This is a genomic window from Spirosoma arcticum, assembly GCF_054779955.1.
In genome coordinates, this window is record NZ_BAAGXG010000011.1 from 142,084 (window position 1) to 156,531 (window position 14,448).

Here is a 14,448-nt window from a genome sequence, read left to right on the forward strand (position 1 = left end):
TCACCAGAGCCGACCAGCCGGTAACTTACATGCGTAGTCTCGTTTACGTTTTCTGTTTTCTACTTAGTCAATTTGTCGCTCAGGCGCAAAGCCCCTTCGTACCACTCAACACCGACTATTATCACCTGATCGACCGGCTGGAAATTCGTCAGAACCGATGGGCCGATGGTTTTCATAGTAGTGTGAAGCCCTACAACCGGCAGAGCATTATTCAACTAACCGACAGTTTAGCCGTCAGTGCTGGCCGCGACTTCTCCGACACGGATTATTTCAACTACGATTACCTGCGCGACGACAGTTGGGAGTGGGTAACGTCTACAGCCGACTCGCTGCGTTCCGACCCGTTTACGCGACACCTGCGTCCGCTGCCCGGTCCGGGCGATAGCCAAAGTTCACCGCTGCTGAAGGTCTTTTACAAGAAAAAAGCCGATTTCTACAGCCTGCAAACGCCCGATCTCGACCTGCACGTCAACCCGGTGTTTTACCTTGGCGCAGGTGCCGAGAATGTGGCTCGCGAAACGGACGCAGCCACGAGTGGCCGACAGACCCTGTTCGTTAACACGCGGGGCCTGGAAGTGCGCGGCACCATTGGCCGAAAGCTGGGCTTCTACTCGTTCTTTTCGGACAATCAGGCAGTTTATCCCGAATACATACAGGCCTACGGACGTACCTACAGCGGCAGCAGCGGTGAGCAAGGCTCGGCACCGGGCGAATCATTTACCAAGCCATTTGGTGAGAATGGAGTCGATTTCCTGTCAGCACGGGGTTACATCACGTTCAATGCGCTGAAAGTCATTAACATTCAGTTTGGCCACGACCGCAACTTCTTCGGTAACGGGTTCAGATCGGTGCTCCTGTCGGACAACAGCCCACCGTCGTTATTCGCGAAATTTTCCACGCGATTAGGACGTCGGATTCAGTACACAAACCTGTTTACGCAACTCCAGAACACGCAGGCACCTTTGGACATACAAAACGGGGAGCGATTGATTCCACCCAAGTTCGCGACGATGCACCACCTGAGTGTCAACATTAATGACCACCTGAATTTTGGCGTTTTTGAAGCCACCGTATTCAGCCGCGACCGCGTCGATCTGAGCTACCTCAACCCGGTCATTTTGTACCGGTACGTCGAGTCGAGCCGGGGCAGTGCCGATAACGCCATGATTGGTTTGGATTTCAAAGGCAACTTTCTATCGCATTTTCTGGTGTATAGTCAACTTATGTTCGATGAATTTTTAATCAGCGAATTACGAGCCGCCCGAGGAAGCTGGACGAATAAGTTTGCGGTGCAAGTCGGGGCTAAATACATTGATGCCTTTGGGGTGCCAAACCTTGATTTGCAGGCCGAATTGAACTTGGCCCGGCCGTACACCTACTCACACGAGCGATCGGCTACGGTGAGCGCAGGCCAAACCAACTACGCCAACTATAGCCAGCCATTGGCGCATCCCCTCGGCGCTAACTTTGTAGAGACGCTGGGTATCGTGCGGTTTCAACGGAAACGATTATCAATCAACGGTATTTTTGGCGTGATGACTTTCGGAGCCGATCAGCCGGGCCGCAACTACGGCGGCAATATCCTGCTCGACTACCGCGACCGCGTTCGCAATGAGGGTAACTTTATCGGGCAGGGCCGCAAAAACATCGTCACTTACGCCGACCTGCGAGGATCGTACATGATTCGGCACAACATCTTTTTTGAAGGTCGCTTCTTCTATCGCTATCAGGATAGTCAGGCGCGGGACGATACGTACACGAATCAGGTTGCCAGCGTGGCCCTGCGCTGGAATCTGCCGTACCGGAATTGGGTGTTTTGAATAAAGTTTGTGGTTCGTGGTTTGTGGTTCGTGGTTTGTAAGGCAGTTTTGTAGAGCAATTCGGTGGTGAACGAACTACAAACCACAAACCACAAACCAAAATGCTCGACATTATCCGCCACGAACTGACCGAAGCGCAGTCGGTATTGGACACCTTCGTTAGCCGTCCCCAACACCTCACGGCTATTGAGCAAGCCGCCCGGCTCATGGCCGACGCGCTCACGAATGGCCGCAAAATCATTTCCTGCGGCAACGGTGGCTCCCACTGCGACGCCATGCACTTTGCCGAGGAACTCTCCGGCCGTTATCGCAACGACCGCCGGTCCTTAGCCGCCATCGCCATTTCGGACTCCAGCCACATTACCTGCGTGGGTAACGATTATGGCTACGACGCCATTTTTTCGCGTTTCATCGAAGGCTTGGGCAATGAGGGCGACGTGTTGATGGGCATTAGCACGAGTGGCAACTCAGCCAACGTAATCCGGGCCGTTGAAGCCGCCCGGCAGCGGAGCATGGGCGTCGTCTTGCTGACGGGTAAGGATGGCGGCAAACTCGCCGGGCAGGCTGACGTCGAGATCCGGGTACCGCATTTTGGCTACGCCGACCGCATTCAGGAAATTCACATTAAGGTGATTCACCTGTTTATTTTGCTGATTGAGAAGATGGTCGTTTAACAATCAGCGTAACTATGCCGGATACGTTAACTTTTGTCCGTTATTTTGGGACATATTTCCAAGTTAGCGTGTTGACGAATAAACTGCGGCAGATATGACAACAACTCAGTTTCGGTACTACAAGCCGTTCATTAAGGATAATATCTCCATTGTGCTTTCATCGCATCATGGAGTTGACGCAATTGCATTTTTCGATTTGGCTGATTTATCCGGCTTCAAACGTGAACAGGTAGCGCAGCTATTTGATACGTCACTTAAAACACTACTCCGCTATCGGGACACAAACCGCAAACTAAGCCCTGCAACGGGCGAACTGGTGCTGAAAATGCTGGCCCTATTCCAGCATGGTGAAGAGATATTCGGGTCAATCAGTGAGTTCAGAGATTGGTTAGGTGTACCCGCTTATGGCTTGGGTAATCAGATTCCATTTGAGTTGATGCAGACATCGGGGGGGATCGACTTAATCGACGATGAACTAAGTCGTATTGAACACGGTGCGCTGGCTTAATGGACGTTTATCGGATCGTCTTGGTCAAGTGGGCTGACAAACTAACCGGTTCAGGCCGGGCCGCCCGGTGGAATTCCATGAATCATTTTGTCGTTTACACGGCGTCTTCGCGAGCATTGGCCTGTTTGGAAAACGTAGTGCACCGCTCTGGACGAGGCTTACAGACCGAGTTTCGCACAATGGTAATCAACATACCGGATTCATTACCCATTACCGACATCCGAATGGAGGCATTGGGGGAAGACTGGACGGCTTTCGAGAATTATGGCATTTGCCAGCAGTACGGCGACGCATGGCTCGATACGAACCAAACCGCCGTGTTACGCGTACCTTCGGCTATAATACCACTTGAATTCAATTATCTGTTGAATCCGCAGCATCCCGATTTCCGGTCGATTCATATCAAACGAACCGAACCGTTTACGTTTGATAGCCGAATCAAGTCTGAGTAGATTTAATTGAAGAAGTCTGGCTTGGATGAAGTAGTTGACTAATTTACTACCAATAATCGATCATCATCAATAGTCGCCCCCGGCACCGCCCCCGCCGAAGCTGCCGCCCCCAAAACCACCGAATCCACCACCGCCCCCACCAAAACCACCTCCACCCGAACTGCCACCCCAGCCGGAGTAGGTTGACGTTGGAAAGAATATAGGCGGGAAAAATCCGCCACCCCGATTGCGGTTATTACCTCCCCCGCCCCCCCGGTTCCGGCGGACGATAAAGAAAATAACAATCAAAATGATGAATAGGATGGGCAGGATGGAACCACCGCCATCACCAGTGTTTGTTTCTGGCTCACCCTTGTATTCGCCACCAGCCCGCTGAAAAATCTCGGTCGTGGCGGCATCCAGTCCCTGATAATATTGCTGTTGCCGGAAAGCAGGGGTAATCAGGTTGGTAATGATGCGCTTGGCAATAGCGTCGGGGATGGCTCCCTCCAGGCCGTAGCCTACCGAAATGTACACCTTGCGCGTTTGCGTAGCCCAGGCAATCACAATCCCGTTGTTTTTGCCCTGCTGCCCCACGCCCCACTTGCGGCCAACCTGAAAAGCAAAGTCGCCAATGGGATACGGCTCGGTCGTTCGGACAATGACGATAGTGACCTGCGACGACGTTGAATCGTTATACCGTCTGAGTTTTTGCTCTAATTGAGCGCGTTCGGTACTGCTCAGCACACCCACAAAGTCATTGACTAAGCGGGGCGGGTTGGGCTTGTTGGGAATAACCGTATCAGCGCTCGAAACGCCGTCGTCCTGCGCCCGCAAGGCCATTGGCAAGGCCAGCAGCAACAGCAGCAGGGCCAGCCGGATGGTTCGGATCGCGTGAAAAATAGAGGTGGGTACGTTCACGGAAGTGTCAATCAGTCGAAATATCGTCGGCGAGTTCGTTGGTATCAGTGGCACCATCGTACGGAAAATACTGCCGCAACTGTTGCCCGGCCCGCTCAATTCCCCGGCTTAGCCCTTCGACGTATTCGCCTTTGGCAAAATGGCCCCGGAGCAACTCTTTAGTGCTTTCCCAAAAGCCGGTCGGCACCTTTGCATCAATTCCCTTGTCGCCCAGTACGGCAAATTTCCGGTCGACATGAGCTACGTAAAACAGGACCCCGTTCTGGGCTTTCGTATTATGCATTCCCAGTTGGGCAAACACCTCAATCGCCCGCTGCACGGGGTCCGCAGCCGCACAGTTCGGCTCGACGTGCACCCGGATTTCGCCCGATGTGGCGGTTTCGGCCTGCCGAATGGCATCTACAATGCGCTGTTGCTCGTCGGGAGTGAAGGGAGACATCCTCAGTTGTCAGTGAACATTTATCAGTGAACAGTTATGCGCAACCAAGTGAATTGGTCACTGATAACTGTCCACTGATAAATGATTTAGAATTGTACCGTTGGGGCGTTTTGGGCGGCTCTTGATGCCTCGAAAAGGCCCTTGCGCTGGAAGCCGAAAACACCAGCGAATATGTTGTTCGGAAAGGACCGGACGGACTGGTTGTAACTGGTGGCAGTACCGTTGAAATCGTTACGGGCCACGGTAATTCGGTTTTCAGTACCTTCCAGTTGAGCTTGCAGCTCCGAGAAGTTCTGCGTTGCACGAAGTTGCGGATAGTTTTCTGCCACCGCCAGCAGGCGCGACAACGAACCACTCAACTGATCCTGAGCGGCCTGAAACTTCTGGATATTTTCGGGCGTCAGTTGGTCAGCATTCAGGTTGATGCCCGTAGCACTGGCCCGCGCCTGAATGACAGCGGTTAATGTACCTTTCTCAAAGTTGGCAGCTCCCTGCACCGTCCGCACAAGGTTCGGAATCAGGTCGGCCCGGCGCTGGTACTGCGTCTGCACGTTAGCCCATGATTTTTCAACTTGAGTGTCTTTGTCGACAAGGCCGTTGTAGGAACTACAGCCGTACATGCCTAATGCGATGGCGATAACGACTACGATGATTAGTGTTCTTGACATGGTTTGTTTGGATGGAAAGAATTGTTGTTGGGGTCAAAGTTGGCTAAAACTATTAGTTTGTCAACGCAAATCTACGTCAGCGGTGTTTTTCGGTCATTGTCCACTTGTTTGGATTGATGACCGGCATGGGGTAATCATCACCCAGCGCGACGCCATACTGCCTCTGCTCGGCAGGCGATAAGTTGGAGACCAAATGCACTTTGTCGGGCGGTACGTCGGCCAGTTCGGGAAGCCAGTGTTTCACATGATTGCCCTGTTCGTCGTAGCGCGTGGCCTGGCTAAGAATATTAAAGTAGCGATCATCGCGGGGGTCGTTGCCCACCCCGGCGACGTAGTTCCAGTTGCCCCAGTTGCTGCACGGATCATAGTCGACGAGCAGGCTTTCGAAGTAAGCCGCTCCCCAGGTCCAGTCGATGCCGAGGTCTTTGACCAGAAAGCTGCCCACATTTTGCCGCCCCCGGTTCGACATAAAACCCGTTTGGTTCAGCTCGCGCATGTTGGCGTCGATAAACGGAATACCCGTTTCGCCTTCGGCCCAGCGCAGAAACAAATCGGTATCGTGCCGCCATTTCTTGTTGAGATCGTGCCGAATACCACTCGGCTTGAAAATTCGCGTTCCGTAGCGCAGGGCCACAAACCGGAAGAAGTCGCGCCAAACTAATTCAAACGTAAGCCAGTAGGTGGAATCGTTTTTAACCCGCTCGGTCTCGTACCGCTTCACCTCAGCGTAAATCAGCCGGGGCGACAGGCAACCCAGCGACAGCCAAGCCGAGAATTTGCTGGAGTAATCTTCGCCCAACATCCCGTTTCGGGTGTCTTTATAGGTTTGGATAAGGTCTCGTTCCCAGATGTAGCGTTCCAACCGAGCTACGGCCGTTGTTTCGCCCCCGTGGAAAGCCACGGCCGCCCGAATGTCCGGGGTCAATTCGGCCGGAAACCCAAAGGTGCTTAACGTCGGCAGGGGGCCAGCCGACACGTTGGGCACGAGCGGAACACGCTCCGGAGTTGGTACCACATCCCGAACGTCGGCGAATTTCTCGACGCGGTTTCTGAACTGCGTAAAAACCTCGGGCAACCGCGCGATCTCGAACGGCAAATCACGGACGTGGTACAGCGTCGACTGCCAGAATAGCTCTAAATCAATGTTGAGTGGCTTCAGGCATTTACTCAAATCTGACTCGGTGTCGGTCTCTTCCTGAGTTACTTCTTTGCTGGCGTATACAGACTCGGCAGCAATGTCCTGCGCGAGCTCGGCCAGCACAACTGCCGGATCACCAACCCGAACAATCAGATCGGCACCTTTGCTTTGCAGCGACCGGCGCAAATCAGTTACCGCTTCAATGAGGAAATTAGCCCGAAACGCACCGGTTTTACGAAACCCGATGTCGGGCAGTTCGGCAAACCAGCGCGGCTCAAACACGAACACGGGCAATACCTCAGCAGCGTCTGTCAATGCCTGACAGAAACCATCGTTATCGTGCAGCCGAAGGTCGTTGCGGAACCAGTAAACAATACGTTTCATCAGTGAGCAATTATCAGCCAACAGCCAGCATGGAGTCATCCGGTTCCGATGGGCACTATTGGCTCTTTAGGAATAACTACTGCTGGCTGATGACTGTTCAGTACTCGTTGCGATCATTGTTCATTCAGAGACCAGTTATAATCCAAAAACGAAATCTGCGTGTCCTTGTTAATTTTCGCTTTTGCGTACTTATTTACCCAATACTCTACCGATTTATTATCTTCCTTCCAGTCTCCTTTATACCAGTCGAAGTACTTAGAGAGGCTGGCTTTTTGGGGAGTGATTGCATTTTTGGCGGGATTATTTAGGAAGTCGCTGCCCTGATCGTCCAACTGGGCAGCGAGCTTAGCGGGTGTGTACGCTTCGTTACGTAGCTTCGGGCAGGATCGAGCCGCGCATACCAGGGCGAAGTGAATCCGCTTATCGTTGAATTTCTTGCGCAGCGTACCATGCTCAATCCGGTTGAGGTCGTAACTATCACCGCCAACCTTAATAAACTTAATGTCCCAGGGTGTATTGACGAACGGAATTTTAATGCTGCTGCCAATGTCCTTGATACTTTTGACCGGGTAATAGTTCAGGATCAACTGGATTGTGTTAGCATTATAGGCATTGATCCAGTAGGCAATCTGCTCATCCTGCGTCCATTTGTCGGTCGGCGGATTCTTAGCCAGCAAATCGAGGTATGTTTTCAGTTGCTTCTCATCGCTCTTGAATCCTTTGTAATTGACCAATCCCTTTCCATCGACGTGCTTCTTTGCCAACTGATCGAAAATAGCGTGACTAACGGGTTCGGCGGCAACAACCGACGTGACGGGTACAAATTGAGGTTCCCGAAAGGCCAGCGTTCCGACCATTGTTGAACCGATTAAAAACAGAGCTATCCCCTTCATAGTGTAGTAGTTCATTGACTGTTCGTTTGCGTACAAATACATACGCCGGATAAACCCAAAAAGTTTATCCGGCGGTCGGCAAGTGTGGTGTTAGCAAATTCTATTTGCCTGTCTTTCATAGCAGCCCATTCTTGAACGCATAGGCGACCATTCCAGCGGTGTTTTTGGTACCGGTTTTTTCCAGTATTCGCAGGCGATGGCCTTCGACCGTCCGGGGGCTGAGGAAAATTTTCTCGCTGATTTCGTTCGTCGATAAGCTTTCGCAAATCAGCATCAGCACCTCTTTCTCGCGCTCGGAAAGTATTATTTTGCTATTGTAGAACGAACCAGCCGGTTTATCGACCCTCGTTTTGTTGGTCATCTTGCGGAGCATCGCCTTCGACACAAATTCGTTCAGATACACCCCTTCGTCCATCACTTTCCGAATGGCTTTCTCCACTTCGTCTGCTTCGGCGTCTTTGAGCAGGTAGCCGCTAACGCCTTTTTCGAGCAGGTGGAGTACCATTCGGTCCTCATCGTGCATGGTGACGACGACAATTTTAATGAGTGGATGGTTTTCGCGCAGGTAGTCGGCCGTGGCCGTGCCATCCATAACGGGCATTTGCAGGTCCAGCAGCACCACGTCAGGCATTTTACGGGGAATGCGGTCGATTAGCTCCTGACCGTTACCGGCTTCAAGAATTAACTCAAAATCGTGAATTTGACCCAATATGCTGGCCATTCCGACCCGAAACAGCGTGTGGTCATCGCAGAGCGCCAGTTTAATCTTCCGCATGAGGAGGGTAGTTAGAGTGTAGCAATGAGTCGTTGAACCAGGCCTGAAAGCAAACAACGTACACGAAGTTAATCGATTGAACACGCAGGAAAAAGCGTACTTATCTGGCAGTCAATCTTTTCCGGCAAAATTTCCATCAGGCCGTCTCCACCAGCGCACTGGGTGCTTTATCGGGCAATCGCACCTGTACGTGAATCTGCGAACCCCGGCCGGGTGCCACGTCAAACGTTGCGTGGCCATTCATCACGCTCAGGCGGCTTTCGATGTTGCGCAGACCCAGCCCGCCCTGCTTGTTTTCCATGACAACGTCGAAGTCAAATCCCACGCCGTCGTCGAGCACCGACATGCGAAATTCAGTATCGAGGCAGTGCAGTTGAATGGTGATGCACCGGGCGCGGGCGTGCCGAATCGCATTGTTGACCAGTTCCTGCGCAATTCGGTAAAGCATGAGCGTGAGGGGGGACGGCAAATCGGCGATGGTTTCGGGGCAGTCCAGATGCACTTCCAGCTCTCCATCAGTGACTCGGTCGGCCAGTTCTTCGAGGGCAGCTACCAGGCCGAAGCGTTCGAGCGTAGTGGGCACCAGATCGCGGCTGATGCGCCGGACGTTGGTCATCGTCTCGTCGATCATGGAGCGCGTTTTCTGAACCTGAAGGCTCGTGCGCATGGTAATCTCACCGTTCATTTGCCGCTCCAACTGATTGAGACTCATCTTCGTCACCGACAGCATGGTACCGATGCCATCGTGGAGGTCTTCGGCGAGTCGTTTCCGTTCTTCCTCCTGTCCCCGGAACGTAGCGGCCATGAGTTCGCGCCGATGCTGTTGCTGCAATTCGTTAAGGGCGAGTTGCTGCTTTGCCTGTTTTTGCTGGTAATAGGCCACGAAGATGATGATGAACACCGCCATCACCAGCAACACGGCCGTTCCAACGGCGATCACAAAGCCAGCATTCATTGGCGCTACGTTTAACTATGGGGCAAACCAACTGCAGTAAAGTTGAACAATATGCGCCCGAATGTCAATTTTAAGCTACACGATTGAGGGAGTGGCAAAAAATAAAGCCGATAGAGAAACCCATTTCAGTTATATCAAATTTTCGCTATCGCATTTGCTAAACCACAAACCGATAGCGGAGAAGATTGTGAACAAGATAAGAAGTAGCTGACTGGAGTTCCAATACTTATCAAATACCTCTATTGGCACTTTGTTAACGTCCTGATACCAATACTCGCTAAGCAATACAATAAAAAACGTACCGGTCGCGTAAATAAGCAACCCAGATGTAAACCAGAACATACTGTGTTTCATCATGCTCTTCACCCGCATATCCATCACCACTTTGCTAAAATAGGCCAGCGAAAGAATAATAGCGAACAGTCTGAACGAGGAGAGACTAACGGATGATACTTCACTACTTTTATAGTAAAACAGAGTAATTAGTGTACAAACGACAGTAAAAGCAGCAATTAATCGACGGTTATAAAATGATTCAAACGAACAATAGAAAACAGCACCAACTAAAACTGTTTGATAAATAGGTTCTACATTCTGTATGTATATGTTATTCTGTGCAGCAAAAATCAGCGTTAGCGAGTACGTATCTTTGATGAAGCTTACGACAAAGAACAACCATACAACTTTAAGATTACTTCTTAGATATTTATAGCGAATTATTCCAATTATGATGGGAAGACTGCTACCCAGATAAGAAATAAAATCTAAGGGAAATCTCTTAGACAAATCCAGCAGTCTGTCCCACCACATACAATTCTACAATTATATTCAGCAATGTTGTGGACAAGTGAAACCGTCACCCACGGTCTGCACATTCCCACTGCCATCATCTTTCAACCCAGCTTTGTCCGATTTAACCGACATATCCTTGCCTTCGGCGTTTACGCCCGTTAGCAACACACGCGGCTTTAGTTGGCCCTTACCCAGCTCGGTCGGGTTACCCTCGGCGTCTTCCCAGCGCTTGGCATGGTGAACGCGCAGACCAATGCAACCGGGTTGGCTGAGCAGTTGCATGACCTGATTGATGCCAAAATATTCGGAGCGGACGTAATCGTCTTCGCTGATGCCAACCGCCACTTTACGTTCGCGGTAGGCACCCGTCATGGATTTGGTTTCTTGCGGAGCCAGAAGTCGTCCGGCATCTTTGGTGAAAACGCTCATAAAAACGAAGGAAAAGGGTTTAAGAAAATTCGTACTGCTCAAGGGTAGTTGTGATGGATATAATCGGAAAGCCAGTCAAACGTACAAAGAAGCAGACTATTTCTTCAATTGCACAAAACCTACCTTTTAACATTAACCAATTGATATTTAATCGCTTAATCCATTTAAGATAGAGTGCTAATACGTATTTCTACCTAACAAAATACGGGCTTTTGCCTGATTAATGCATCGTCGTTAAATTCGGTGTTTCTGCGCTCAACGGCCACTAACCAGTATGCTACCTTTGTCATGTAGTTGGTGCGTTGCTCACTCGGGCAATCACCACACCAGTTTTTCGCTTCGGGGCGGGAACGCCCGTGCGATCCGATTATCTCATAGGTTAGGTTAATGGAAAACGCCGGGGCAGTTGCCCCGGCGTTTTTTTCTTAGTGCCGCATCAGCAGTCATCTTCTACTTCAGCAGATTGAGCAGATACGCCCCGTAGCCGCTTTTAACTAACGGTTTAGCGATACTGGCTAACTGATCGGCGCTGATGAATTTCATTCGGTAGGCAATCTCTTCGGGGCAACCAATTTTCAGGCCCTGCCGCTCTTCAATAACGTGCACAAACTGCCCCGCCTGCATTAGCGACTCGAACGTTCCCGTATCGAGCCAGGCTGTACCCCTATCCAAAACGCCCACTTTCAGTTTCCCACGCCGGAGGTACTCGCGATTTATGTCGGTGATTTCCAACTCGCCCCTCGGCGACGGTTTTATGTTTTTGGCGATCTCCACAACGGTATTGTCGTAGAAATACAGGCCCGGTACAGCATAGTGTGACTTGGGTTTTTCGGGTTTCTCTTCGATGGAGAGGACATTAAAATCTGCATCGAACTCCACCACACCGTAGCGCTCCGGATCGTGAACCTGATAGGCATAAACCACGCCCCCATCGGGGTCGTTGTTTGCCTGCAACAACTTCGACAGGCCTGAACCGTAGAAAATATTGTCGCCCAGCACCAGGGCTACCTTATCGTCGCCAATGAAATCCTCGCCAATAACAAACGCCTGCGCCAGGCCGTCGGGACTGGGCTGGACGGCGTAGCTAAACCGACACCCCAACTGCGATCCATCGCCGAAGAGCTTCTCAAAATGAGGCAGGTCGTGGGGCGTCGAGATAATTAGAATGTCTTTAATACCCGCCAGCATCAAAATAGACAGCGGGTAATAGATCATCGGCTTATCATAGATGGGCATTAGCTGTTTGCTAACGGCCAGTGTGAGCGGATGAAGGCGGGTGCCGGAGCCTCCGGCGAGGATAATTCCTTTCATGGTCAATGAGTGAATGAGTGAATGCGCGAATGAGTGAATAAATGCTATCCAAACATTCGCTCATTCACTCATTTGTGCATTTGCTAATTTAGCGATTTGCGTACATCCCCTGGTAATAGGTTTGGTAATTGCCCGACGTGACATTATCCAGCCACTCCTGATTGGCCAAAAACCAGTCGACGGTTTTTTCCAGGCCTTCTTCAAACTGGAGCGACGGTTGCCAGCCCAGCTCGTTCATGATCTTGTTGGCATCAATGGCGTAGCGAAGGTCATGCCCGGCGCGGTCAGTAACGTAGGTGATGAGTTGCGCCGAAGTGCCTTCCGGACGGCCAAGTTTGCGGTCCATAATGGAACAGAGCAGATGCACAAGGTCGAGGTTTTTCCATTCGTTGAAGCCGCCGATGTTATAGGTTTCACCTAATTTACCGGTGTGAAAAACGGCGTCGATAGCACGGGCGTGATCGACCACGTAGAGCCAGTCGCGCACGTTCTCGCCCTTGCCATAGACCGGCAGCGGCTTGTTGGTTTGGATGTTGTGAATCATCAGCGGAATCAGCTTCTCCGGGAAGTGATTCGGGCCGTAGTTGTTCGAGCAGTTCGAGAGCACTACCGGCAATTTATAGGTGTTGCCATACGCCCGCACGAAGTGGTCTGAAGCCGCCTTGGAAGCCGAATACGGCGACTGCGGTTCATAGGCCGTTTCTTCAGTGAAAAAATCGGCCGGGTTGTGCAGCGAACCGTACACCTCATCCGTCGATACGTGGTAGAACCGCTTACCATCGAAGTTTCCTACCCAAGCCGTTTTTGCCGCATTGAGCAGGTTCACCGTTCCCACAACGTTGGTCATCACAAACGACATCGGGTCCGTAATGGACCGGTCCACATGCGACTCGGCCGCGAGGTGAATGACACCATCGAACGGAATCTCCGCGAACATATCATCCAGGAATTTGGCGTCGGTGATATCGCCTTTAATGAATGTATAGTTGGGCGCGTTCTCAACATCCGTCAGGTTCGCCAAATTACCGGCATACGTGAGTTTATCGAGGTTATAAATCTGATATTCCGGGTATTTCCTAACGAACAGCCGAACAACGTGCGACCCAATAAAGCCGGCCCCGCCAGTGATGAGAATGGTTTTCATTGATAGTGTGTAGGTGTTTGAGCATTGGGGTGTTTGTGACATTCATCAACAAACGCGCCAACACAAAAAACTTAATTACTCAGTTTTTGCTGCCACCGCCAGGCGTCACGCAGCGACTCGGCCAAGGAGCGACGGGCCGACCAGCCCAGCACGTTTCTGGCTTTGGTAACGTCGGCGTAAACCTGCTCAATATCGCCCGGCCGACGTGGACCAATGGTATAGTTGAGCGCAACGCCCGTTTCCTGCTCGAATGTTTTAATGATATTCAACACGGTGTCGCCCCTTCCCGTACCAATGTTGACAACATCGTAGGACGAATCGGCCGTGACTTCACCCAGTTTTTTGAGTGCCTGCACGTGCGCTTCGGCCAGATCCATAACGTGGATATAATCGCGGACGCAGGTGCCATCGGGCGTGTTGTAATCGCCCCCGTGAACGGTCAGGCTCTGCCGAATACCAGCGGCCGTCTGCGTAATGTACGGTACTAGGTTGGCCGGAACGCCCAAGGGAAGTTCACCTATTTCGGCGGAAGGATGCGCACCAATAGGATTGAAATACCGTAGGGCCAACGCCCGGACGGCCACCTTCGCCTGCACGGCATCGCGGATGATGTCCTCGCTCATGGCCTTTGTGTTTCCGTAAGGCGACTGCGCCGGGAGTCGGGGCGTTTGCTCGGTAACGGGCAGTTGCTCCGGTTGTCCGTAGACCGTGCAGGATGAGGAGAACACGAAGTTGCGCACCCCATACTTGGGCATCAGTTCCAGCAGTAACAAGAGCGAATCGAGGTTATTGCGGTAATACATCAGCGGCTTAGCCACCGACTCCCCCACGGCTTTGTGAGCTGCGAAGTGAATAACCCCGGCAAGACCTTCCTGCTGGAAAATGGCCTCCATCGCAGCTATGTCGTTGCAATTGGCCTGATAAAACGGCACGTCGCGCCCCAAAATAGCCCGAAGTCCATCGAGCGCCGACCGTTGTGAATTAGAAAAATCATCGACTATAACCGGCTCAAAACCGGCTTCGACCAACGAAACTACTGTGTGTGAGCCGATAAACCCCGCCCCACCGGTAACCAGAATCTTGGGAGAATTGCCAGAAGAAGTCAAACTGTTTTTTATAAAGTTTTTGTTACTACTTTAGTACAGCGGCCCGCAGGACCGGACAAA

General features: G+C 51.6%; 15 protein-coding genes. 4 read left to right on the forward strand and 11 right to left on the reverse strand.

Annotated elements, in window-relative coordinates:
* The first annotated feature begins 29 nt into the window (after window positions 1-29).
* From ACYVHB_RS23380 to ACYVHB_RS23395, 4 genes are all read left to right on the forward strand, one after another.
* Entirely contained in the window at window positions 30-1,820 is a 1,791-nt protein-coding gene (locus tag ACYVHB_RS23380; protein ID WP_461054223.1) for a hypothetical protein, read from the forward strand.
* A 101-nt stretch (window positions 1,821-1,921) separates the two neighbouring features.
* Window positions 1,922-2,494, forward strand: a complete 573-nt coding sequence (gene lpcA, locus ACYVHB_RS23385) for a D-sedoheptulose 7-phosphate isomerase (RefSeq protein ID WP_461054224.1) — start codon at window positions 1,922-1,924, stop codon at window positions 2,492-2,494.
* A 94-nt stretch (window positions 2,495-2,588) separates the two neighbouring features.
* Window positions 2,589-3,002, forward strand: coding sequence for a type II RES/Xre toxin-antitoxin system antitoxin (gene parS, locus ACYVHB_RS23390; protein WP_461054225.1), 414 nt, complete (start codon window positions 2,589-2,591; stop codon window positions 3,000-3,002).
* A complete protein-coding gene (locus ACYVHB_RS23395; protein ID WP_461054226.1) occupies window positions 3,002-3,454 on the forward strand; it encodes an RES family NAD+ phosphorylase in 453 nt (150 codons plus the stop codon). The genes parS and ACYVHB_RS23395 overlap by 1 nt, the downstream gene beginning before the upstream one ends.
* 66 nt (window positions 3,455-3,520) lie before the next feature.
* Here ACYVHB_RS23395 and ACYVHB_RS23400 read toward each other — a convergent pair whose 3' ends face one another.
* The 11 genes from ACYVHB_RS23400 to galE form a co-directional block, all read right to left on the reverse strand.
* Window positions 3,521-4,354 (reverse strand): TPM domain-containing protein, encoded by an 834-nt coding sequence (locus tag ACYVHB_RS23400; protein ID WP_461054227.1) that lies wholly within the window; start codon window positions 4,352-4,354, stop codon window positions 3,521-3,523.
* 7 nt (window positions 4,355-4,361) lie between these two features.
* On the reverse strand, window positions 4,362-4,793 hold the full coding sequence (locus ACYVHB_RS23405) for a TPM domain-containing protein (RefSeq protein ID WP_461054228.1): 432 nt from the start codon (window positions 4,791-4,793) through the stop codon (window positions 4,362-4,364).
* A gap of 86 nt (window positions 4,794-4,879) precedes the next feature.
* A complete protein-coding gene (locus tag ACYVHB_RS23410) occupies window positions 4,880-5,461 on the reverse strand; it encodes a LemA family protein (RefSeq protein WP_461054229.1) in 582 nt (193 codons plus the stop codon).
* 76 nt (window positions 5,462-5,537) lie between these two features.
* Window positions 5,538-6,983: a DASH family cryptochrome gene (locus ACYVHB_RS23415; protein ID WP_461054230.1), complete on the reverse strand. Its 1,446-nt coding sequence runs from the start codon at window positions 6,981-6,983 to the stop codon at window positions 5,538-5,540.
* Window positions 6,984-7,096: 113 nt separating this feature from the next.
* Entirely contained in the window at window positions 7,097-7,891 is a 795-nt protein-coding gene (locus ACYVHB_RS23420) for a DUF547 domain-containing protein (RefSeq protein ID WP_461054231.1), read from the reverse strand.
* 100 nt (window positions 7,892-7,991) lie between these two features.
* Window positions 7,992-8,651: a response regulator transcription factor gene (locus ACYVHB_RS23425; RefSeq protein WP_461054232.1), complete on the reverse strand. Its 660-nt coding sequence runs from the start codon at window positions 8,649-8,651 to the stop codon at window positions 7,992-7,994.
* 136 nt (window positions 8,652-8,787) lie between these two features.
* Window positions 8,788-9,606, reverse strand: coding sequence for a sensor histidine kinase (locus ACYVHB_RS23430; RefSeq protein ID WP_461054233.1), 819 nt, complete (start codon window positions 9,604-9,606; stop codon window positions 8,788-8,790).
* An 828-nt stretch (window positions 9,607-10,434) separates the two neighbouring features.
* Window positions 10,435-10,827 carry a hypothetical protein gene (locus ACYVHB_RS23435; protein WP_461054234.1) on the reverse strand — a complete coding sequence of 131 codons (393 nt, stop codon included), beginning with the start codon at window positions 10,825-10,827 and terminating at the stop codon, window positions 10,435-10,437.
* 450 nt (window positions 10,828-11,277) lie between these two features.
* Window positions 11,278-12,138 (reverse strand): glucose-1-phosphate thymidylyltransferase RfbA, encoded by an 861-nt coding sequence (gene rfbA, locus ACYVHB_RS23440; protein WP_461054235.1) that lies wholly within the window; start codon window positions 12,136-12,138, stop codon window positions 11,278-11,280.
* 88 nt (window positions 12,139-12,226) lie between these two features.
* On the reverse strand, window positions 12,227-13,282 hold the full coding sequence (rfbB, locus tag ACYVHB_RS23445; RefSeq protein WP_461054236.1) for a dTDP-glucose 4,6-dehydratase: 1,056 nt from the start codon (window positions 13,280-13,282) through the stop codon (window positions 12,227-12,229).
* 71 nt (window positions 13,283-13,353) lie between these two features.
* A complete protein-coding gene (gene galE / locus ACYVHB_RS23450; protein WP_461054237.1) occupies window positions 13,354-14,388 on the reverse strand; it encodes a UDP-glucose 4-epimerase GalE in 1,035 nt (344 codons plus the stop codon).
* Window positions 14,389-14,448: the final 60 nt, after the last annotated feature.